The sequence below is a fragment of the Pseudomonas sp. DP-17 genome, from assembly GCF_022380625.1.
Taxonomy (GTDB): domain Bacteria; phylum Pseudomonadota; class Gammaproteobacteria; order Pseudomonadales; family Pseudomonadaceae; genus Pseudomonas; species Pseudomonas nitroreducens_A.
This window is the reverse complement of the sequence record NZ_JAKSXG010000001.1, coordinates 990247-1011722: the sequence shown is the minus strand read 5'-3', so window position 1 is coordinate 1011722 and position 21476 is coordinate 990247. Positions and strand designations below refer to the sequence as shown.

At 65.9% G+C, this 21476-nt stretch carries 22 protein-coding genes; 14 read left to right on the top strand and 8 right to left on the bottom strand.

Features of this window, described 5'->3' with window-relative positions; translation table 11 throughout:
* Window positions 1-6: 6 nt before the first annotated feature.
* Window positions 7-816 (bottom strand): transglutaminase family protein, encoded by an 810-nt coding sequence (locus MJ122_RS04745; RefSeq protein WP_239742575.1) that lies wholly within the window; start codon window positions 814-816, stop codon window positions 7-9.
* 155 nt (window positions 817-971) lie between these two features.
* On the opposite strand from MJ122_RS04745, the gene MJ122_RS04740 reads away from it, so the two are divergent.
* Window positions 972-2006, top strand: coding sequence for a Glu/Leu/Phe/Val dehydrogenase dimerization domain-containing protein (locus MJ122_RS04740; RefSeq protein ID WP_239742573.1), 1035 nt, complete (start codon window positions 972-974; stop codon window positions 2004-2006).
* 94 nt (window positions 2007-2100) lie between these two features.
* On the opposite strand, the gene MJ122_RS04735 is transcribed toward MJ122_RS04740, so the two are convergent.
* Complete coding sequence (locus MJ122_RS04735) at window positions 2101-2367, bottom strand: YebG family protein (RefSeq protein ID WP_017519065.1); 267 nt, start codon at window positions 2365-2367, stop codon at window positions 2101-2103.
* Window positions 2368-2636: 269 nt separating this feature from the next.
* Window positions 2637-2918, bottom strand: coding sequence for a DUF3509 domain-containing protein (locus MJ122_RS04730; protein WP_017519064.1), 282 nt, complete (start codon window positions 2916-2918; stop codon window positions 2637-2639).
* Between the two features lie 168 nt (window positions 2919-3086).
* Between MJ122_RS04730 and MJ122_RS04725 the strand changes: the two genes are divergently transcribed.
* The 7 genes from MJ122_RS04725 to MJ122_RS04695 all read left to right on the top strand — a co-directional run bounded on the left by MJ122_RS04725 (window position 3087) and on the right by MJ122_RS04695 (window position 8533).
* Window positions 3087-3566: a phosphate-starvation-inducible protein PsiE gene (locus MJ122_RS04725; RefSeq protein WP_017519063.1), complete on the top strand. Its 480-nt coding sequence runs from the start codon at window positions 3087-3089 to the stop codon at window positions 3564-3566.
* Between the two features lie 84 nt (window positions 3567-3650).
* On the top strand, window positions 3651-4622 hold the full coding sequence (locus tag MJ122_RS04720; protein ID WP_088419417.1) for an efflux RND transporter periplasmic adaptor subunit: 972 nt from the start codon (window positions 3651-3653) through the stop codon (window positions 4620-4622).
* On the top strand, window positions 4604-5776 hold the full coding sequence (locus tag MJ122_RS04715; RefSeq protein ID WP_239742570.1) for an ABC transporter permease: 1173 nt from the start codon (window positions 4604-4606) through the stop codon (window positions 5774-5776). Before MJ122_RS04720 ends, MJ122_RS04715 begins: the two co-directional genes overlap by 19 nt.
* Window positions 5777-5785: 9 nt before the next feature.
* The gene (locus tag MJ122_RS04710) at window positions 5786-6919 is read left to right on the top strand and encodes an ABC transporter permease (protein WP_239742568.1); all 1134 of its coding nucleotides are present in this window, start codon (window positions 5786-5788) and stop codon (window positions 6917-6919) included.
* Window positions 6920-6959: 40 nt separating this feature from the next.
* Window positions 6960-7313, top strand: a complete 354-nt coding sequence (locus MJ122_RS04705) for a YceK/YidQ family lipoprotein (RefSeq protein ID WP_239742830.1) — start codon at window positions 6960-6962, stop codon at window positions 7311-7313.
* A gap of 122 nt (window positions 7314-7435) precedes the next feature.
* Entirely contained in the window at window positions 7436-7705 is a 270-nt protein-coding gene (locus MJ122_RS04700; RefSeq protein ID WP_239742566.1) for a YceK/YidQ family lipoprotein, read from the top strand.
* Window positions 7706-7747: 42 nt separating this feature from the next.
* Window positions 7748-8533: a 3-hydroxybutyrate dehydrogenase gene (locus MJ122_RS04695; protein WP_088419427.1), complete on the top strand. Its 786-nt coding sequence runs from the start codon at window positions 7748-7750 to the stop codon at window positions 8531-8533.
* Window positions 8534-8773: 240 nt separating this feature from the next.
* On the opposite strand, the gene MJ122_RS04690 is transcribed toward MJ122_RS04695, so the two are convergent.
* Together MJ122_RS04690 and MJ122_RS04685 are read right to left on the bottom strand one after the other, a co-directional pair.
* Window positions 8774-10804, bottom strand: a complete 2031-nt coding sequence (locus MJ122_RS04690; RefSeq protein ID WP_239742828.1) for a DEAD/DEAH box helicase — start codon at window positions 10802-10804, stop codon at window positions 8774-8776.
* A 441-nt stretch (window positions 10805-11245) separates the two neighbouring features.
* Window positions 11246-12133, bottom strand: a complete 888-nt coding sequence (locus tag MJ122_RS04685; protein ID WP_017519056.1) for a DMT family transporter — start codon at window positions 12131-12133, stop codon at window positions 11246-11248.
* Between the two features lie 136 nt (window positions 12134-12269).
* Between MJ122_RS04685 and MJ122_RS04680 the strand changes: the two genes are divergently transcribed.
* The 5 genes from MJ122_RS04680 (at window position 12270) to MJ122_RS04660 (ending at window position 16813) form a co-directional block, all read left to right on the top strand.
* Entirely contained in the window at window positions 12270-13667 is a 1398-nt protein-coding gene (locus tag MJ122_RS04680) for a PLP-dependent aminotransferase family protein (RefSeq protein WP_088419429.1), read from the top strand.
* 295 nt (window positions 13668-13962) lie between these two features.
* The gene (locus MJ122_RS04675; RefSeq protein ID WP_088419431.1) at window positions 13963-14550 is read left to right on the top strand and encodes a hypothetical protein; all 588 of its coding nucleotides are present in this window, start codon (window positions 13963-13965) and stop codon (window positions 14548-14550) included.
* 132 nt (window positions 14551-14682) lie between these two features.
* Window positions 14683-14970 (top strand): DUF3649 domain-containing protein, encoded by a 288-nt coding sequence (locus MJ122_RS04670; RefSeq protein WP_088419433.1) that lies wholly within the window; start codon window positions 14683-14685, stop codon window positions 14968-14970.
* On the top strand, window positions 14967-16490 hold the full coding sequence (locus MJ122_RS04665) for a PepSY-associated TM helix domain-containing protein (protein WP_239742564.1): 1524 nt from the start codon (window positions 14967-14969) through the stop codon (window positions 16488-16490). Before MJ122_RS04670 ends, MJ122_RS04665 begins: the two co-directional genes overlap by 4 nt.
* Window positions 16490-16813, top strand: a complete 324-nt coding sequence (locus MJ122_RS04660) for a DUF3325 domain-containing protein (RefSeq protein ID WP_088419437.1) — start codon at window positions 16490-16492, stop codon at window positions 16811-16813. The genes MJ122_RS04665 and MJ122_RS04660 overlap by 1 nt, the downstream gene beginning before the upstream one ends.
* Window positions 16814-17087: 274 nt before the next feature.
* On the opposite strand, the gene MJ122_RS04655 is transcribed toward MJ122_RS04660, so the two are convergent.
* Window positions 17088-17963, bottom strand: coding sequence for an AraC family transcriptional regulator (locus MJ122_RS04655; protein WP_239742563.1), 876 nt, complete (start codon window positions 17961-17963; stop codon window positions 17088-17090).
* A gap of 137 nt (window positions 17964-18100) precedes the next feature.
* Between MJ122_RS04655 and MJ122_RS04650 the strand changes: the two genes are divergently transcribed.
* On the top strand, window positions 18101-18994 hold the full coding sequence (locus MJ122_RS04650; RefSeq protein ID WP_088419441.1) for a DMT family transporter: 894 nt from the start codon (window positions 18101-18103) through the stop codon (window positions 18992-18994).
* 101 nt (window positions 18995-19095) lie between these two features.
* On the opposite strand, the gene MJ122_RS04645 is transcribed toward MJ122_RS04650, so the two are convergent.
* Together MJ122_RS04645 and MJ122_RS04640 are read right to left on the bottom strand one after the other, a co-directional pair.
* Complete coding sequence (locus MJ122_RS04645; protein WP_239742561.1) at window positions 19096-20070, bottom strand: D-glycerate dehydrogenase; 975 nt, start codon at window positions 20068-20070, stop codon at window positions 19096-19098.
* A gap of 207 nt (window positions 20071-20277) precedes the next feature.
* Window positions 20278-21213, bottom strand: coding sequence for a LysR family transcriptional regulator (locus MJ122_RS04640; RefSeq protein ID WP_017519048.1), 936 nt, complete (start codon window positions 21211-21213; stop codon window positions 20278-20280).
* Between the last annotated feature and the right edge of the window lie 263 nt (window positions 21214-21476).

Sequence of the window (21476 nt, the reverse complement as noted above, 5' to 3'; positions counted from 1 at the left end):
GAGGCGTCAGTGCAGTGCCTTGGGCGGCACGCTGATCTCGGCCAGGCGCTGAGCCAGGCGCATCTGCTCGGCGGCATCGTCGCTGAGCAGCATCGCGCGCTCCAGGTCGTAGCGCTCCGCCTGCGGGCAATCCAGAACCTGGTACAGATCGGCGCGGGCGAGGTGATCGCTGGAACTGGGCGGCCCCAGCTCCAGTACGCGCTGGGCATCCTTGAGCGCCGCCAGCGGTTCCCCGGCGGCCAGGTGCAACTGGCGCAGGTTGCGCGACAGGCGCTGCAACATATCGGCGGCACTGGCGGTGCGCAGGTGCTCGGCGGACAGCTCTACGCTGGTGCCCATCTGCCGTGCCAGCAGGTCACGGCAATCGCGGGTGTAGAGGCGGCGGCCGGTAGCGGGGTCGAGCAGATGGTCGGCGCCGGGTACGCGCAGCAGGAAACGACCGGGGAAGTTCACGCCTACCAGGGTGATGCCGTTGCGCCGAGCCATTTCCAGGGCGATCAGCGCCAGCGATAGCGGCTGGCCGTGACGGCGCTGCAGCACCTGGGGGACCAGGGCGGCGCGCGGGTGCAGCGGGTATTGGTCGTCTTCGGCGAAGCCCAGTTCGCTCAGCCGGCGCAGCAGGAACTGCGCGCGTTCCGCATCGCCGTTGCCCTGGGGCAGCGCCACCGCGACCTGATGGGCAAGCGAATCGAACAGGCGCAGTGTCTGATCGGGCGGCAGGTGCGGTTCGTGCTCGGCGGCGATCCACAGGGCCGCTTCGAACAGGGCGGGCGGGTCCTGGGCAAGACAGGCGAGGCAGGCTTGACGCGGGTCCATGGCGTTCTCCGGCTGACCCTGCGGTTGTAACCGGAGCGCCGGGCACTCGTCCAGTGGCGCGGTCGTCGCCGGTGAAGGTGATGTGACAGGTGCTGCCTATACTCAAAGGGTCCGCCTACGGACCGCCGTTCACCCCCAAGCAAGGGAGCGCCGCCATGTTCGACATGATGGAAGCCACCCGGCTCGAGTCGCTGCATCTCTTCCAGGACCCGACCACGGGACTCAAGGCCATCATCGCCATCCACAACTCCCGGCTCGGCCCTGCCCTGGGTGGCTGCCGTTACCTGCCTTACCCCAACCAGGACGCCGCGCTGCGCGATGCCGCGCGCCTGGCCCAGGGCATGAGCTACAAGGCGGCGCTGGCCGGCCTGCGCCAGGGCGGCGGCAAGGCGGTGATCCTGCGCGCTCCGCACGTCGACAATCGGGGCGAGCTTTTCGAAGCCTTTGGCCGCGCGATCGATTCCCTCGGCGGTGCGTACATCACGGCTGTGGACAGCGGCACCTCCAGTGCCGACATGGACTGCATCGCCCAGTTCACCCGCCACGTCACCAGCACCACCAGTGGTGGCGATCCTTCCCCTCATACAGCTCTCGGAGTATTCGCCGGCATCCGCGCCAGCGCCCAGGCGCGGTTGGGCAGTGACGATCTCGATGGCCTGCGGGTGGCGATCCAGGGGCTGGGTAACGTGGGTTATGCGCTGGCCGAGCATCTGTCGGCGGCGGGGGCGGAGCTGCTGGTCAGCGACATCGACCCGGGCAAGGTGCAACTGGCGGTGGAGCAATTGGGGGCCCGGCCGGTGCCCAACGAAGCGCTGCTCACCACCCCGTGCGACATCCTCGCGCCCTGCGGGCTGGGCGGAGTGTTGACCTCACAGGTGGTCGGCCACCTGCGCTGCGCCGCTGTGGCGGGCGCGGCCAACAACCAGCTGGCCCATCCCGAGGTCGCCGATGAACTGGAGGGAAGGGGAATCCTGTATGCACCGGATTACGTGATCAATTCCGGTGGGCTGATCTACGTGGCCCTGCAGCACCAGGGCGAAGCGGTACCTGTCATCACCGCCCACCTTTCGCGCATCGCCGAGCGCCTGACCGAGGTCTATGCCCATGCCCAGGCGGAGCACCTGTCGCCTGCGCGAGTCGCCGACAAGCTGGCCGAACGTATTCTCTACGGGGAATATCCGGGCCACTGAAGCTGCAGCACCCTGCAGGAGCGCGCCATGCCCGCGATCACGCGGATGGCGCTGCGGTCCGGGGTTTCCGGTTGCACCTGGAATGCGCCGAGGCTCATTCCTCGGCGGCAGGCTCGCTGAAAATCTCGCTCAACGCATCCGGTTGGTTCTTGAAGGCGCGGGCGAAGGCGTCGCGGTTCCTGGCCATGAAGATACCGATCTCCTCGACCTGATCCTCCTTCAGCGAAGGCACCGCCTTCTGCAGCACGTCGGCCAGCGTTTCCGCCAGCTCCAGCATCTTGTCGTGCCGGTCGGCTTCTGCCTTATCCATGAACAGGCGCTCCGGATCGCGGCTGCTGCGGTACACCACTTCGACGGCCATTCATCACCTCTGTGCCTTCTCTTTGATTGGGGAGTTCGGAATTACTGTTTATTTATACAGTAAATCGATTGCGCAATGCTACTGCTGCGGTGCGAATCGTTGCCAGCAGCGTAGACGCAGAAAAGGGCTGTGCCGGTAATTGGCCAGTATTGGCTGCGGCCCAAAGCAGTGCGCCCGCCCCGAAGGCGCGCGCGACGCAGCCACGTGACTGGCGCAATGAATCGTCAGTCAGATGGCTCTGTAGGAAGGAATTCTTGCGAAGACGAGCTTCAGGACGCGATTGGCAGGCCGTTTTCGCCGCGCGTCATGGCTGCCAGCAACTGGGGCGCCGTGCCGCCTTGTTCGATGGCGATGCCGAAGCGGATGCTCTGGATGAAACGCTGAAGCTGTTCCGGGTCCTGCAACTGGGCGTAGCGGATCAGACGGCGCGCGGCCACGCCTTCCTCGGTGGAAAGGGTAAGGACGATGCTGCCGTCGGGCCGTTCAAGGCTGAAATTGACGCGGTATTGTTCCTGAAAGGCGTCGGTCAGTTTCTGAAAGGGGCTTTCCATCACTCGTTCCTGCCTGTTTTGTGGCGTGCCTCTGGATGGACTCAGGGGCTGCCGAAAAAGTTGCAGTCATCTTGTCGCAGCCTGTCTGTGGGATGACTGCGCAAGATCAATGGCGTAGCACTTGCAGGCTTCACGCCAACACAGCCATGTATTGCGGAGAACCGACGAATGAAACAGAACTGGGCCGAGCGTCTGAGCGAGCGGATGCATGGGTGCGCCGAATCCTTGGGCAACCTGCTGGTGGAGGGATTCCATTACCTGGCGCTGTTCGCCATCGGCGGCACGGTGTTCTGGTCGGCGGCGGTGGCCTTCGGCGAGATGGTGGGGAAGGGGCACGCCAGCATCGACGACATCCTGCTGCTGTTCATCTACCTCGAACTGGGTGCCATGGTCGGCATCTATTTCAAGACCAACCACATGCCGGTGCGCTTCCTGATCTACGTGGCGATGACCGCGCTGACCCGCCTGATGATCGCCGATATCCAGCACAACCATGTCCCCGACGACGGCATTATCCTGGTCTCGGTGGCGCTGTTGCTGCTGGCGCTGGCGATTCTGGTGGTGCGTTATGCGTCTTCGCGCTTCCCCTCGCCGAGCTCGCCGCAACGCAGCGGCGAACGTGACCTGATCAGCGACGACGAGCGCTGATCGCCCGGTGGCTTGACCCAGAGCCGCCGCCCGGGCGGCGGATGCACTACCATCGGTGCACCGCCACCTGAGAAGACCTGCTCCATGAAGGGATGGAAACTGTTCGCCCCGCTGCTGATCCTGGTGATCATCGCCATTACCCTTTACCTGCGCCTGCATACTCAGCCGCTGTTGCTGCAAGGTGAAGCGGACGCCACCACCGTCATAGTCGCCTCCAAGGCCAAGGGGCGCGTCGAGGCGCTTCATGTGCGGCGCGGCGATGATGTAAAGCAGGGCCAGCTGCTGATCTCCATCAGCAGTCCGGAGCTGCAAGCCCAGCTCGACTCCCTGCGCGCTGCGCGCAACCAGGTGCAGGCGAACCTCGACGAATCCCTTCATGGCACCCGCGAGGAAACCCTGCGCGCTTTGCAGGCCAGCCTGTCCCAGGCCCAGGCCGAGTTGCGCAACGCCGAGCTCGAGTACCAGCGCAACGAGGAGCTGGCCGGTCGCGGCTTCGTTTCCCAGGCGCAGTTGGACCTGTCGCGGCGTGGCCGCGACGTGGCGCGCAATCGCGTCGCCGAGGCCCAGGCCAATCTCGATGAAGGCACCCAGGGTGACCGCGAGGAGCGCCGTCGTGCCCTGGAGGCCGCCGTGCGCAGGGCCGACGCGCAGATCCTCGAGTTGCAGGCGCAGACGGATGACCTCAATGTGGTGGCGCCGGTGGATGGCGAGGTCGGACCGATTCCCGCGGAGCAGGGCGAACTGGTCAATGCCTACAGCCCGTTGCTGACGCTGGTGCGCTTGTCCGACAGTTATTTCGTATTCAACCTGCGCGAAGACATTCTTGCCGATGTGAAAAAGGGCGACGAAGTGGCCATCCGGGTGCCGGCTCTCAAAGGTATTGAAGTGGAGTCCAGGGTCGCCTACATCGCGCCGCTCGGCGATTTCGCCACCAAGCGCGCCACCCGCGCCACCGGCGATTTCGACCTGAAGACCTTCGAGGTGCGTCTGTATCCCGACCAGCCGGTACCGGGCCTGCGCCCCGGCATGAGTGCGCTGTGGCAGTGGAAGCAGTAAGGCGCAACCTGCTGCGTTTCGCCCAGGCCTTCGGCAGCGAAACGCGGGTCGCGCTGCGCAGCTGGACCATTCACTGGCTCGGCTGGCTCTGGCCGCTGCTGCTGTTTGTGGTGATCAGCGGCGTGTACCAGGCGGGGACGCTGCTGGACATGCCGGTAGCGGTGGTCGATGCCGACCACAGCAGCCTGTCGCGCAAGATCGTCCGCGAGCTGGACGCCGGTTCCCACGCCAAGGTCGAGGTGCTGGGTGGCGGCCTGCAGGAGGGGCTGCGTCGGCTGCGCATGGCCGACGACTACGCGCTGCTCTATATTCCTCGCGACTTCGAAGCCGACGCCCTGTCCGGCCGCCAGCCGGTCGCCGAGCTGTACTACAACTCGCTGTTCTATTCCGCCGGTTTCTACTCGACCCAGGATTTCAGCGGCCTGATGAGCTCGGTGAACGCCGAGTTGCGCCCGCGCCTGGCCGCCGGCATGGACCGCGCCATGCCCGCGCTGGCGAGCATCAGCGTGTCCTACGAAAGCCTGTTCAATGCCAGCGGCAACTACATCTACTTCCAGCAGTTCGCCGCCATCGTGCACCTGCTGCAACTGTTCGTGATCGTCGCCACCGTGCACGTACTGGCGCGCGAGGCGCCGGAGCTGCGCGCCTCCTCGCCGCACATCCTCCGCGCCCAGGCCCTGGGCGCGCGGCTGCTCGGCAAGCTGGCACCCTACACGCTGCTGTTCAGCACACTGCTGATGGTTGAGCTGTTCCTGCTGGTGGAGCTCAACGGCGCGCGGATCAATGGCAATACCTGGTGGATGCTGGCGATCACCCTTTGCTACGTGGTGGCGGCGCAGAGCGTGGGGCTGATGCTGTTCATCTTCACCGCCAACCGTTTCAGTGCCTACTCCTTGATCGGCCTGCTGATAGGCGTGGCACAGACATATTCCGGCGTGCTGTTGCCCGAGCTGGCAATGCCGTCGGTCGCCCGCATCATCTCCGAGGCTGAACCCCTGACCCACACCTTGCATGGCCTGTTCGACCAGTTCCTGCGCAGGGCACCGGCCGAGTCCGGCCTGTATACCTGCTGCAAACTGCTGCTCTACCCGCTGATCGCCTACATGATCGCCAAGATGCGCCTGCGCCGGCGCCTCGACCTGAGCCCGGCGTAAGGAGCTGCCATGGAGAATTTCTGGAAGGTCTTCCGCGAATCCCTCAGCGGCATGCTCGGCAAGCCGCTGTGGCTGCTGATGGTGCTGTCCGTGGCGCTGACCACCTTGCCCTATGCCCACCGCACCATGGACGACTTGCCGGTGGCGGTGATCGACATGGACCACAGCGTGGTGTCCCGCGAGCTGGTGCGCCAGCTGGATGCCGCGCCGAAGATCGCCACCGTCGGCTACGACCAGTTGCCCGAGGCGCAACACGATCTGGCCTGGCGCAAGCTGTTCGCCATCGTGGTGATTCCGCTGGACTTCGAGAAGCGCGTGCTGCGCGGCGAAGCGGTGACCGTGCCGATCTTCGGCGACGCCACCAACCGCATGGCCAACGGGCAGATCCAGCAAGACATCAGCGCCACCTACACCGAGCTGTCGCTGCGCTACAACCGCGAGCGGCTGATGCGCGGCGGCTTCTCCGAGGTGCAGGCCAACGTCCTGCTGCAACCCGCCGTCGGTCAGATGACCGACCTGTTCAACCCCGGCACCAGCTTCGCCGCCATCGTCCTGCCGGGGCTGGTGACCCTGATCCTGCAGCACAGCCTGCTGCTCTCCTGCACGCGGGTGAACCTCAACCTGCGCGGCGGCACTCCGCGCTCGCTGCGCCAGCCCACCTCGACGCGCTTCGGCCGCTACGCCGCGCAGCTCTCGATCTGGACGGTGCTGGCGATGCTTTTCTACGTGATCTGGCCGTGGATGATGGGCTACCGGCAGACGGCTTCGTTCTTCATGCTGATGGGCCTGGTACTGCCCTTCCTGCTGGCAGTGATCGCCATGAGCGAATTCATCGCCGAGGTGTTGCCTTCGGAGGAAGCGGTCTACCTGACCATGACTTTCATCACCCTGCCGCTGTTCTACATGGCCGGCTTCACCTGGCCGCCACAGGCCATGCCAGGGTGGGTGCAACTGCTGGCTGATGCGATTCCGTCCACCTGGGCGATCCGCGCGGTGGTGGAAATGAACCAGATGAACCTGCCGCTCTCGGCCGTGGCTGACCGTATCCTCGTCCTTTTCGCCATGGCGGCGGCCTATGGACTCTTGGGTACGCTGATCTACCAGTACCGCAACTGGCGCTGGGACCAGCTCAAGGGCTGGTAGGCTGCCGCTTTCGCCATCGAGAGGGAGTTTCGATATGACGATGTTCCGTTCCTGCCTGCTGCTCGGCGCCGCGTTGCTCGGCGGTTGTGGGTCCTACCACACCCTGCGCAGCGACGCTGTGGTGGACGCCAGCGACCTGAGGCTCAAGGGGACCTATTGCGGCGCCATTCCTCGCGTGTATGGCGGCGTGGTCTGGGATGCCTGCCAGCTGTATGGCGAGCCACCGGCCGATGCCGGTTATTCGCCGCCATCCACACCGGCGAACCACACCTTCGGCCCGCCGATCCTGCCTGTGCTGGACATGGCCTTTTCCGGAGTGGTCGACACCCTGGCCTTGCCTTACACGCTGTATCGGCAGAACCGCGACGGCAGCATCGAGCTGCGCCGCGACTGAGCGGAACTCGACTTCAAGGGAAATGAACCATGCTGGGTCGTTTGTTCGCGGTGCTGATAGTCACCGCTGGAGTCACCGGGTGCGGGTCAGTGCGGACGCTGGATGGTGACGCGCATGAGAGCGTGGGCGATCTGAAACTGGGCAGGACATACTGCACCGAGATTCCCCGCATCTATAGTGGTGTCGCCTACAACTTCTGCGCTTTGCACGGTGACCCGGGCGGTAGCCATCAGCGCAGCGCAGGGCTGTCGCCACCATCCCCCGACGCTCCCCAGGGGCTCTACTGGCCACTGTTCGACGGTCTGCTATCCGCTGCCGCCGACACGCTGGTGCTGCCTTATACGATCTACCGGCAACAACGCGACGGCAGTATCGAGCTGACTCGCGACTGATCCGTCTAGAGTGAAAGCTCCTACCTCTTCGGGAGCTCTCTGATGAAAGCACTGAACGGCAAGGTCGCGGTGGTCACCGGCGCGGCCAGCGGCATCGGCAAACAGATCGCCCTGACCCTGGCGCAGGCGGGCGCGGCGGTGGCCATCGCCGACCTGCAGCAGGACGCCGCCCAACGCGTGGTGACCGAGATCGAAGCCGCTGGTGGCAAGGCGCTGGCGGTGGCCATGGACGTGACCGACGAGCAGGCCGTGGACAGCGGCATGGAGCGAGTGGTGGACACCTTCGGCGGGCTCGACATCCTGGTCTCCAACGCCGGCATCCAGATCGTCAACCCACTGCAGGACTACGCCTTCGCCGACTGGAAGAAGATGCTCGCCATCCACCTCGACGGCGCCTTCCTCACCACGCGCGCGGCGCTGCGCCACCTGTACCCGGCAGGGCGTGGCGGCGTGGTGATCTACATGGGCTCGGTCCATTCCCACGAAGCCTCGCCGCTGAAATCGGCCTACGTCACCGCCAAGCACGGACTGCTCGGGTTGGCGCGCACCCTGGCGAAGGAAGGCGGGCCGCACGGCGTACGCTCCCACGTGGTATGCCCCGGTTTCGTGCGCACGCCTCTGGTGGAAAAGCAGATTCCCGAACAGGCGAAGGAACTGGGCATCAGCGAGGAGGCAGTGGTGAAGCAGGTGATGCTCGGCGGGACGGTGGATGGCGAGTTCACCACCGTGGACGACGTGGCGCAGACAGTGTTGTTCCTGGCCAGTTTCCCTTCGGCAGCGCTCACCGGGCAGTCGGTGCTGGTCAGTCATGGCTGGGGGATGCGCTGAGGCGCCAGCGGAAAAACAATGACCCCGTCTCGTAAGGGGACGAGCGGGGTCACTGGGTCGACTTGCTTGCGCCTGCTGGAGCCTTGGTTCACCCGGGGCGTCTGCCTCTGCCGGGGCCGGGCTCATTGCGTCGGTGCAGGTGTAGATTCCTACATCCGGGCGTCTGGTTATGTAGTGGATTTCCCCGTCATCGTGTCAGGAGGTTCTTCAGTCTGTAGGGCGGAGTCCAGAAGCTGCAGGTCAGACCGCCTTGGGCAGCGGCGCGAACAGCGCGTCGATATCCGCGTCGTCCAGCTGCCAGTCGCTGCCTGAGCCGTCGAGGATGCCGGCGGCCAGCGCGGCCTTGTCGCGCTGCAGCAGCTGGATCTTTTCCTCCACCGTGCCACGGGCGATCAGCTTGTAGACGAACACGGGCTTGTCCTGGCCGATGCGATAGGCGCGGTCGCTGGCCTGGTTTTCGGCGGCCGGGTTCCACCAGGGGTCGTAGTGGATCACGGTGTCGGCGGCGGTGAGGTTCAGGCCTACACCACCGGCCTTCAGGCTGATCAGGAACAGCGGCACGCGACCTTCCTGGAAATCCTTCACCGGTGCGCGGCGGTCGCGGGTATCGCCGGTGAGCAGGGCGTATTCCAGGTTGCGCTCGGCCAGCGCGTCGCCGATCAACGCGAGCATCGAGGTGAACTGCGAGAACACCAGCACCCGGCGGCCTTCGGCGAGCAGCTCTTCGAGCATGTCGAGCAGGTAGACTAGCTTGCCCGAGGTCACCGCGCGCGCGGATTTACCGGTGGGCGGCGGCGCTTCCTTGTTCACCAGGCGAATGTCGCAGCAGACCTGGCGCAACTTGAGCAGCGCTTCGAGGATGATGATCCGGCTGCGCGCCAGGCCACGACGGGCGATCTCGTCGCGCACCTTGCGATCCAGCGCCAGGCGCACGGTTTCGTAGAGGTCGCGCTGTGCTTCGCTGAGCTCGATGTGCTGGATGAACTCGCTCTTGGGCGGCAGCTCCGAGGCGACCTGCTCCTTGGTCCGGCGCAGCAGGAAGGGCCGTATGCGCGCGGCGAGGTGCGCCAGCCGGCCCTGGTCGCCGTGGCGCTCGATGGGCGTGCGGTAGTCCACGGCGAATTGCCGCGCATCGCCCAACCAGCCGGGCAGGAGGAAGTGGAACAGCGACCACAGTTCACCCAGGTGATTCTCCAGCGGCGTGCCGGTCAGGCACAGCCGATGGCGTGCGCGAAGATGCCGCGCGGCCTGGGCGGCCTTGGTGGTGGCGTTCTTGATGTTCTGCGCTTCGTCGAGGATCAGCAGGTGGTATTCGTGCTGCGCGAGCTTTTCGGCATCGCGCGGCAGCAGGGCGTAGGTGGTGAGGACCAGGTCGTGCTCGGCGATTTTCGCGAACGCCTTGCGCCGCCCGGCGCCGTGCAGGGCCAGCACGCGCAGGTCGGGGGTGAAGCGCTCGGCTTCGTCCAGCCAGTTGGGAATCAGGCTGGTGGGCATGATCACCAGCGCCGGGCTGGTCAGGCGTCCGGCCTGTTTTTCCAGCAGCACGTGGGCGAGCGATTGCAGCGTCTTGCCCAGGCCCATGTCGTCGGCGAGGATGCCGCTGGCGCCGACTTCGCGCAGGGTCTGCATCCAGCTCAGGCCCTCGTGCTGATAGGCGCGCAGTTCGGCGTTGAGGCCCGCGGGAATCTGCGCCGGCTGGGCGCGGTAGTCGCGCAGGCGATGGGCGATCTCGCGTAGCTGTTCGCCGCCCTGCCAGGTCAGTGGCAGCTCTTCCAGTTCGGTGAGGCGGGCGGCGTCCGGTGCGCCCATGCGCAGCCGGCGTACCGGCGGCTGTTCGCCGATGTAGAACTCGGACAATGTGCCCAGCATCGGCTTGAGCTTGCCGAATGGCAGCGAGACGCGCAGCGGGCGGTCGGAGGCGGTCTGCCAGGTGTGGATCGGGTTGCGCCCGGCATCCAGGCGCAGCACCAGTTGTTCATCGTCGGCATGGCGGGCGAGGGCGATCGGGTCGAGCAGCGCCGGCATGCGTCGGATCAGTTCGATCAGCGCCGGCAGCAGGCTGATGCGCCGGCCTTCCACCTCGATGCCCAGTTCCAGGTCGAACCACTGGCGGTCGTCGGTTTCCTCGATCTCCGCGTACCAGTTCTCCACCGGCGAGAGATCGAAGACGAATTCAGGCCGGATGTCGATTTCCCAGCCCTGTTCGCGCAACTGCGGCAGGCCTTCGCGCATGAACTCCTGCCAGGCGCTGTCGTCGGGCAGCTCGAACATTTCCCCGGCGCTGTCTTCCAGGGCCTCGCTGCGGCGCATCGCCGGCTTGAAGCCCAGCTTGCGTAGCTCCAGGCGCCAGGCGTGCTCCTGCTCCAGTTCGCGGCTCACGCGCACGATCTGGTCGTCGCGGAACACCCGGATCTCGCGGCCCGAGCGCGGGGTGACGCTTCCCGAAACCGGCATGTCGCCGTAGAGAAAGGCCAGTGCGGCGCGGTGCCGGGAGATGTTCTGCATGCGACCGCTGCGCAGGTCGAAGCCGCTGTGCACATGGCTGCCCAGGGTCAGCCGTGGCCGCGGCGCGAGCTCGTCGCGCTCCACGGCAGGCAGTGGAGATTCGGCGGGTGGCTTCATCCGAGTTTCCTTCCGGCAGTCCAGCCGAGTACGCAAACGCCCGATGATACCGCGATTTTTCTCGGGCGGGACGCGGAAGGAAACCGGCGGTCAGCGGGCGAAGCGTTTCGCCCCCGCTACACACAGCACGACGGCGACGGTGGCGCCAGCCATCAGCGGGCTGATCTGCTCGTGCAGCAAAAGACCGGCCAGCGCCAGGCCGAAGAATGGCTGCAGCAGTTGCAACTGACCGACTGCGGCGATGCCGCCGGTGGCCAGGCCGTGGTACCAGAAGAAGAAGCCGATCAGCATGCTGAACAGCGACACGTAGCCCAGGCTGAGCCAGGCCGGCCAGCTGGCGCCGGTGAAGGTTTCCGGCTGGGTGTACCAGGCCAGCGGCAACATGAGTGGCAGGGACAGCACCAGCACCCAGCAGATCACCTGCCAACTGCCCAGGTGCCGGGCGATGCGTCCGCCCTCGGCATAACCCAGTCCGCAGACCGCCACGGCGGCCAGCATCAGCAGGTCGCCGATGAAGTTGCCCGCGCCGCTTTGTGACAAGGCGAAGCCGGCGACCACGGCGCTGCCCAGCAGCGAGCAGATCCAGAACGCCGGGCGTGGTCGTTCGCCGGCACGCACCACGCCGAACAGTGCGGTAGCCAGCGGCAGCAGGCCGACGAAGACGATGGCGTGGGCCGAGTTGACGTGCTTGAGCGCCAGCGCGGTAAGCAGCGGGAACCCCACCACCACGCCGCCGGCGACCACCAGCAGAGGGAGCAGGTCCTTGCGCGCCGGCAGTTTCTGCCGCAGCACCAGCAGGATCGCCGCCGCCAGCAGGCCGGCGATACTGGCGCGGGCGAGGGTGAGGAAGGTCGGGTCGAAATCGGCTACCGCGACCCGCGTTGCCGGCAGCGAGCCGCTGAAGATCAGCACGCCGAGAAAGCCGCTGAGCCAGCCACCGAGGTTGCTGTTCGTGGCGAGAGTGGAAGTGTTGTTCATGGTGGTCTTCCGGCAGGAAAGCGAGCTTGCAGATTGCGCGCGGAGCCGCCCGGCGGCCAGTGACAGAAGGGTACAATTTGCGCAAACTGTCCGTAAATTATCTCGGTACACATTTCCCGGGGCAGGTGAGGGCCGCATGGGCAGACCAAAGAGCACGCGGGTCGATTCGGTAATACAGCACGTGCGCGAGCGCCTGGCTGCACGGGCGCTGGTGCCGGGAGAACGGCTGCCGTCGATTCGCCAGTTGGCCGAGCAGCTGGAGGTCTCCAAGACCACCGTCGTGGAAGCCTACGACCGGCTGACCGCCGACGGCGTGATCGCCGCGCGCCGGGGCTCGGGCTTCTATGTCGCCGGCCACGCGCCGCCGCTGTCCCTGGCAGACGTCGGCCCGACGCTGGACCGCAGCATCGACCCGCTGTGGATTTCGAGGCAGTCGCTGGAAGCCGCGGATACCTCGCTCAAGCCCGGCTGCGGCTGGCTGCCGCCGTCCTGGCTGCCGGAGGAGGAGCTGCGCCGCGCGCTGCGGCAGATCGCCCGCGAACCGCAGTCGGGGTTGCTGGAATATGGCCGTCCCTATGGCCATTCCGGCCTGCGCGAACAACTCGCCCGCCGGCTGGCGGACTACGGCGTGCCGGTCGGCCCGCAACAGGTGGTGCTCACCGACAACGGCACCCAGGCCATCGATCTGGTGTGCCGTTTCCTGCTGGAGCCGGGCGACTGCGTGCTGGTGGACGACCCCGGTTACTTCAACTTCCAGGCCCTGTTGCGGGCGCACCGCGTGCAGGTGGTGGGGGTGCCCTACACCCCGACCGGGCCGGACGTCGTCACCATGGCGACCTTGCTGGAGCAACACCGCCCGCGCCTGTACATCACCAACTCGGCCTTCCACAACCCCACCGGCGCGGTGCTCTCGCCGCTGGTTGCCCATCGCCTGCTGAAGCTGGCCGAGGCCCACGACCTGCTGATCGTCGAGGACGACATCTTCGGCGACTTCGAGCACGAGAGTGCTCCGCGGCTATCGGCCTTCGACGGGCTGGAGCGGGTGATCCAGGTCGGCAGCTTCTCCAAGACGCTGTCCGCTTCCGTGCGCTGCGGCTACATCGCCACCCAGCCGGAATGGTGCGAGCGCCTGGTGGACCTGAAGCTGGCGACCAGTTTCGGCAACAGCCCGTTCAGCGCCGAGATGCTGTACGAACTGCTGCGCAAGGGCAGCTACCGCCGCCACCTGGACAGCCTGCGCGGGCGCCTGGCCGATGCCATGGGCGAGACGCTGCTGCGCTTGCGCGCGCTGGATATCCGGCCGTGGCTGGAGCCTCGCGGTGGGCTGTTCATCTGGGCCCGGCTGCCGGGTGGGCTGGATGCCGCCGACGTCTCGCGGGCAGCCCTGGCGGAGAGCCTGGTGCTGGCGCCGGGCAACGTCTTCAGCCTGAGCCAGAGTGCCACCGGCTACCTGCGCTTCAACGTCGCTCAATGCCTCTCGCCCCGCGTCTTCGAGGGGCTGGCGCGGGCCATGGAGCAGTCGATCGGGCGCTGACAGACAATGAGCTCAGACCCGGCCGGCTTTTCTTTTTCTTGACGAGAATCCGGAGCATTTCCCTCTCCTGACGCCGGCAGAAAAGGGCGTCGGGCAGGACAATAAGCCCTGAGCCGACTGAAAAGCCTGCGGAAAGTTGAACAGTTGTACAGCACGATCTGAAAAATACCACTTCACGGTCGAAAAGGTAGGGCGAACCGCGCTCAGGTCAAACCTCTAGGATTATCGATTCAGCACCTCAGGCTCACGTTAAGTGACCTGGGGTGAATCGTTGGATCAGTGAAGAGGACGCCCCATGGCCGAACCGTGCCAGCTGTACCTGAAGGTTTCCATCAGCCGCGCCAGACTTGAGGCGTTCCTCTCCCAGGAGGCGGGCTCCGCCGCCTGTTTCAGGGACTTCGAACAGTGGCTTGACGGCAATCATCACCGACGAAGCGGCCTCACCTGGAATGAACTCTGCGAACTGGGGCAGGGCACTACCGCGGCGGCCTGGGTGGCGGGCTGGAGCCGGAACCTGCGTTCGCCGGCCTGGAACCACTACGACGAGGCGAGCCAGACCTGGAGTCTCGGCGTGCTGGAATTCACCGAGAGCAGGGATTGGGTGCTGGGCTCGATCAACGTGCTCAGGCGAATCGCCGACTTCAAGGACCTGCCCGGCACGGATTACCTGCTGATCTACGAATACCTGTTCGGCAAGGGCACGGTGGTGGCCGCCGTCGAGCTGACCCCTGGCGCTTCCCGCATCCTGCAGGAGCAGCCGCCGCCACGCCTCACCGCCGAGGCCGACATGATGATGAACAGCCTGTTGCGCGCCATGGACGTGACCGCCACCTATGCCGTTCAGCACATTTCCGACACAGATACTCACAAACGGCGTTGCTGAGTTCTTTTAATTGAGAACCAATATCATATAATTCTGCTTTTCAATCGCGCGCCTGGGCAAATGCCCGGGCCGCCTTGCAGGATTCATCTCGATGAGCGTTTTCCCGCGCCCAACCCATCCGGGAGCCGACGCATGAGCGCAGCCCAAGCCGGCGCCGTCGCGGCCCGCATCCTCAGTGCCGTGGTCGCTGGCTACGCACTGGCCTACACCGCTACGGCCTTCCTCAGCGTCTATCTGCCGATGTCGCGGCCGGACCGCGTCTCGCTGTCGAGCCTCGCCTGCTTCATCGTCTGGGTCGCGGCGATCCTCTACGCCTTTGGCGCAAAGAGCCCATGGCGTGCCGTCTGGCTCCCGGTGGCGTTGAGTGTCGTGCTCGGTTTCGCGGCTTTCCTGCCGACCGGCTACGGGGTGCGCCCATGAGCCTGCGTCAATCGATGTCCGGCCTGCACGGCTGGGCTGGGCTGCTGGTCAGCTGGATTCTTTTCGTCGTGCTGTTTTCGGGAACCGTCGCGGTATTCGACAAGGAACTCACCCGCTGGATGACACCGCAGCTGCATAAGCTGGAGCAGGTCAAGGTGGGCGCCGACCAGGTGCGCGAGCTGATCGTCGAGCGCGCGCCCAAGGCCCATGGCTACTGGATGCACCCGCCTACCGAACGCATGCCTTATTGGACGGCGGGATGGGAGCCGGCGGACTTCAGCGAGTTCCAGTCCTTCCTGGTGGACGCCCAGAGCGGCGAGGTGCTGCCCAGGACCGTGGGCGGCAACTTCTTCCTGGAACTGCACTACGAATTGCACGGCGGCATGCTGGGGCTCTATGTCGTCGGCGTGGCTGGTGTGTTCATGCTGGTGGCGCTGGTCAGCGGGGTGATCGTCCACCGGCGTATCTTCAAGGACTTCTTCACCCTGCGTCCGAAGGCTGCCCGGCAGCGCGCCTGGCTGGACGCGCACAACGTGCTGGGCGTGCTCGGCCTGCCGTTCCACCTGCTGATGGCCTACACGGGGCTGGCGATCTTCATCACCTTCTATATGACCGCCGGCATCAAGGTGGCGTACAAGAACGACCTGGAGCATTTCTTCCATGACGTACAAGGCGCCTTCGACCGTGAAGAGCTGGGCAAGCCCGCCAGACCACCGAAATCCATCGACAACATGATCCTCAAGGCGCGCGCGGCCTGGGGCGATGACAGCCAGGTGGGCTGGATCAACATCGAACACCCCAATGACGCGTCGGCGATGGTGCAGGTACGCAGGGCCGTGGACAGGGGCATGGTCAACGACCAGCGCACTGTATCCTTCGACTCCGGCACCGGGGCGCTCCTGCATGTGCAGAAGCCCTACCAGCCGGGCTACAAGACCTACGCCTGGCTGACCGGCCTGCACATGGCGCAGTTCGGCAACGACCTGCTGCGGGTGATGTATTTCGTCCTCGGCCTGGTGGGTTGCGTGATGGTGTTCGGCGGCCTGCAAGTGTGGGTCAGCAAGCGTGAAGCGCGTGCCCACCGTGGAGTGGCGCTGGTGCGCGTGCTCAACGGTGCTGTCTGCGGCGGCTTGCCCATCGCTTCGCTTGGCTTGCTGGCGGCGTCTCGCCTGCTGCCGGCCGAGCTGTTCCAGCGCACCCACTGGGAGGCCACAGCCTTCGTGGTGATCTGGCTGCTGGCGCTGGTCCACGCGCTGTCGCGTCGTGGCAGCCGCGCCATGGCTCGCGAGCAGTTCGTCGCACTGGCGGCGCTGGCGCTGCTGCTACCGGTGCTGAGTTTGTTCGGGCCCGAGCCGGGACGGGTGACGACCCATGTCGCCAACGGCGATTGGATGATGGTCGGTATCGATCTCGGTCTGCTGCTGATCGGTGGTCTCTGCGCCTTCCTCGGCTGGCGACTGGCACAGGAGCGTGCGGAGCCTGCCCGCGTACGTCGCGCACGAAATGAGGAGTACGCCTGATGTTGCTGGTGTTCGGTCTCAACCTGCTGGCGCTGGCGGCGGCCTGCCTGTCGCTGTCCCGCCATCATCGCGATCTGTTCGGCAGCGCGCCGTCCGAGTCGCGAGTGCGTTTGCTGCGCATCGTCGCGCTGGTGGATGGTGTGCTGGCGCTGGCCTACGCGATCCACGCTATCGGCGCTGAACTGGGGATCGTCTACTGGGCGTGCCTGCTGATGATCGCCGGTGCGACGCTGGTGCTGCTGCTGGCCTGGCGGCCACGCTGGGCACTGCCGACAGCGGCGGCGATGCCGGTGCTTGGCGGAGTTCTGGCCGTACTCGGCTGACGCCTTCAGGTTTTTGTAGGAGCGAGCTTGCTCGCGAACCCGCACGGCAATGTGCCTTTTCATAGGAGCGGACTCCGTCCGCGATGGGTCTGCCTCGCGTCAGGGGTTCCTGCGTCGCTTCGGTGTGCGCGCGGATTCCGTGTTCCGCCCCCTCGGGCGAGTTCCTCTTTCTCTGGAAGTCTGAAGAAGCGAAAAAGCAGGGTGCGCGCCGGTCTTCTCGTGTAGGAGCGAGCCATGCCCGCGAACCGTATGCCGCAGATATACGGCCGGATCCTTACTCCTCGAACGCCTGCCGATACTCCCCCGGCGTTCCACCGACCACCGAGCGGAAGCGGTTGGCGAAGTGGCTGGCGCTGGAGAAGCCGCAGGCCAACGCCACCTGGCTCAGCGGCTGGCGGGTGTCGCGCAGCAGGCGCTTCGCCAGGGCCACGCGGCGGGCCAGCACATACTGGTGCGGCGGCATGCCGAAGCTTTCACGGAACATCCGTGCGAAGTGGTACTCCGACAGCGCCGTCTGCATCGCCAGCTCGCCCAGGGACAGCGGTTGGTCCAGTCGCTGCTCCATGTAATCGGCCACGCGCCGGCGCATCACCGGCGCCAATCCGCCCTTGAGCTTCAAGCCTTCGCGCAGGCCCACCTGATTCAGTAGCAGATGATCGATCAGGTCGTGGGCCAGGGTGCTGGTGCGGATGCGTTCGCCCGGCTCGTGCCAGTCCAGTTTCACCAGTTGGCGGAAGCGTGCGGCCTGCTGCGGATCGTCCAGGAAGGTGCGTTCGTGCAGTTGCAGTTCGCGCGGCTCGCGGTCGAGCAGGCGGATGCAGCCGAGGGCGAACTGTTCCTGGCCGATGTAGAGGTGCGCCAGGCGGATGTCGCCGTTGACGATCCAGGCCGACTCGGCGCCGGCGGGCATCACGCAGAGCTTGTCCGGCGCGCCCTTGCTGCCGGGTGCGCCACGGCGAAAGGTGCCGGTGCCGTCGTTCAGGTAGCAGGACAGGGTGTGGTGGCTCGGCGCGTGATAGTCGCGGGCGTCGTGGCTGTTGCTCCAGATCGCCGCAGACAGCCCGTCGCCCAGTTCCGCACAACGCTCCAGGCGGGCATTGGGCGAGGCGTTCATCGACTGGAAGACTTCGAGCTGGGAAATGGCTGACATGGGCGTTCCTCTGTTGTCTTCAACTCTACCTGTGCGGGCGTGCCTTGCCAGCCCGGTTGTCGCAATAAGCGCAAGAATCTGCAAGCCGGGGTCGGGGCGGGACGGGAGACTGTTTCCCCAGTACTCCGGAGACCGCCATGAATCTCTCGCTCTATCTGCTCACCGTGCTCATCTGGGGCACGACCTGGATCGCTATCAAGCTGCAGGTCGGCGTGGTCGCCATTCCCCTGTCCATCGCCTACCGTTTCAGCCTGGCGGCGCTGGTGCTGTTCGCCCTGTTGCTGGTGTCGCGGCGGTTGCAGCCGCTGGGGCGGCGCGGACAGGCGATCTGCTTCGCGCAGGGGCTGTGCCTGTTCTGCGTGAACTTCCTGTGCTTCTACACCGCCAGCCAGTGGATCCCCAGCGGGCTGGTCGCGGTGGTGTTCTCCACCGCCACACTGTGGAATGCGCTGAATGCGCGCGTGTTCTTCGGCCAGCGCATTGCACCCAATGTACTGGGCGGCGGGGCATTCGGCCTGGCGGGGCTGGCGCTGTTGTTCTGGCCGGAGCTTTCCGGGCATCAGGCGACGCGGGAGACCTTCTACGGGCTGGCCCTGGCGCTGCTGGGCACGCTGTGCTTCTCGGCGGGCAACCTGCTGTCGAGCCTGCAACAGAAGGCCGGGCTGCGGCCGTTGTCGACCAACGCCTGGGGCATGCTCTATGGGTCGCTGATCCTGCTGGCGATCTGTCTGGTGCGGGGCGTGCCGCTGACCTTCGACGCGAGCCCGCAGTACGTCGGGTCGCTGCTGTACCTGGCAATTCCCGGCTCGGTGATCGGCTTCACCGCCTACCTGACGCTGGTCGGGCGCATGGGGCCGGAGCGCGCGGCCTACTGCACCGTGCTGTTCCCGGTGGTGGCGCTGAACGTCTCGGCCTTTGCCGAGGGCTACCAGTGGAGCCTGCCGGCGCTGGCCGGGTTGGGGCTGGTGATGGCGGGCAATGTGCTGGTGTTCCGCAAGCCCAGGCCGGTGTTGCAGCCGGCGCGGGCGTAGGATGGGGGGAGCTTGCGATACCCATCAGCGGTGTTCACACCTTGATCGATGGGATGGGTATCGCTTCGCTCCCCGCCATCCTGCGCAGAATCGCTGAGGTCTCAGGCTTTCCAGGCCTGCGGATTGACCAGGTTCTTCGGCCGCTCGCCACGCAGGGCGGCTTCGAAGTTGTCCAGCGCGCACTCGGCCATGGCCTGGCGGGTTTCGTGGGTGGCTGAGCCGATGTGCGGCAGGGTCACGGCGTTGGGCAGGGCGAACAGCGGCGATTCGGCCAGCGGTTCCCTCTCGTAGACGTCCAGGCCGGCGGCGAGGATGCGTTTCTCCTGCAGGGCTTCTACCAGCGCGGCTTCGTCGATCACCTGGCCACGGGCGATGTTCACCAGGATGCCGCTGGGCTTCATCAGCTCTAGCTCGCGCTTGCCGATCAGCTTGCGGGTCTTGTCCGACAGCGGCACCACCACGCAGACGAAGTCCGCCTCACCCAGCAGTTCCTCGAAGCCGCAGAAGCGTGCGCCGAATTCCTGTTCCAGCTCCGGCTTGTGGCTGTTGCCGTGGTAGAGGATGTCCATGTTGAAGCCGAAGCGGCCGCGGCGGGCGATGGCCGCGCCGATGCGGCCCAGGCCGAGGATGCCGAGCTTCTTGCCGTGCACGTCGACGCCGAAGTGCTGGGCGTCCACGGTGCGCTTCCACTGGCCGGCCTTGGTCCAGGCGTCCAGCTCGGCGGTGCGCCGGGCAGCGGCCATGATCAGGGCGAAGCCGAGGTCGGCGGTGGTTTCGGTGAGCACGTCCGGGGTGTTGGTCAGCGGGATGCCGCGCTGGTTCAGGTAATCCAGGTCGTAGTTGTCATAGCCCACCGAGACGCTGGAAATGACTTCCAGCTGCGTGGCCTGGGCCAGTTGCTTCTCGCCCAGCGGGCGGCCGACGCCGATCATGCCGTGGGTGGTCGGCAGGGCGGCGGCCAGTTGCGCGTCGACATCGCCCTGTTTGGGGTCCAGCACGGTGACGTTGAACTGGCTGCGCAGGCGGTCGAGGTGTTCCGGGGCAAGGCGGCTGAAGACGAAGACCTTCTTTTTCATGGCTCTCGGACGGCTGGGAGGCGGGAGGGGGGTTAACCCTACCATTGCCGGACCAGAGCGGCGCAAGGCTTGCGTGCGCGCCGGGCGATTGTCGAACGGGAGGTGGTTCGCAGCGGGGAAGAAGATGGGTTCGCGGGCAAGCTCACTGAACACCGGGGTAAGGAGTTACACAGTGAGCTTGCCCGCGAAACACGGCGAAAAGGACGGTCAGGGTCCCACATCGGCGAGGCCAGCGCCATCGGCCTGGAGCACACCGGGGAGATTTTCCCGCAGGTACGCGACCCAGGTCTTGATTTTCGCGTCCAGGTACTGACGCGACGGGTACAGCGCGTAGACGTTGAGGATCTGCAGTTTGTAGTGCGGCAGCACGCGCACCAGCGAGCCGTCGCGCAGGCCGTCGATGGCCGAGTAGACCGGCAGGGCGCTGATGCCCATGCCCGAGCCGATGGCCTCGGTCATGGCGTCGCCGACGTTCACCTGGAAGGGCGAGGGGCCGAGGGTGATCATCTCCTGGCCGTTGGGGCCGTCGAACAGCCACTTGTCCAACGGCAGCACCGGGCTGATCAGGCGCAGGCAGTCGTGCTCCATGAGCTCGGTCGGGGTTTTCGGCGTGCCGCGCCGGGCCAGATAGTCGGGCGAGGCGCAGAGGATGCTGTAGGTCTCGCCGATGCGCTGGGACACCAGGCCCGAGTCGGGCAGTTCCGAGGCGACCACGATGGCGACGTCGAAGCCTTCGTCGAGCAGGTCCGGCACGCGGTTGGCCATGGTCAGCTCGAAGGTCACGTCCGGGTGCAGCTGGCGATAGTTGGCAATGGCGCGGATCACGTAGTGCTGGCCGATGCCGGTCATCGAGTGCACGCGCAGGCGGCCCGCGGGGCGGGCATGGGCGTCGCTGGCCTCGGCTTCGGCCTCCTCGACATAGGCGAGGATCTGCTCGCAGCGCAGCAGGTAGCGCTGGCCGGCCTCGGTCAGGGCGATGCGCCGGGTGGTGCGGTTGAGCAGGCGGGTCCGCAGGTGGGACTCCAGATTGGCGACCGCACGGGATACGTAGGCGGTGGTGGTGTTCAGCTGCTGCGCGGCGGCGGTGAAACTGCCGGTTTCCGCGACACAGGCGAACGCACGCATGGTCTGCAGTGTGTCCATTGGGGCCTCGTCAGTGGGCGTCTGTCCCGGGTGGCGACGCCGATGAAGCGTTACGTCGTCGCCGGCGGCATGTCCTTGATGGGGGGCAATGCGCGGAGCAGAGCGGGGGCGTCCTATTGTCACATGGATGACGACACACATTGTTTCATTATCGGTAATAAACAATCACAAATCAGCCGGCTTATCCGTTCCCTTCCCCATCCCTAGAATTCAATCGCCGCCAGTGGCTTTGCCGGCACCTCCACGTTTAAAAGCCCCACGCT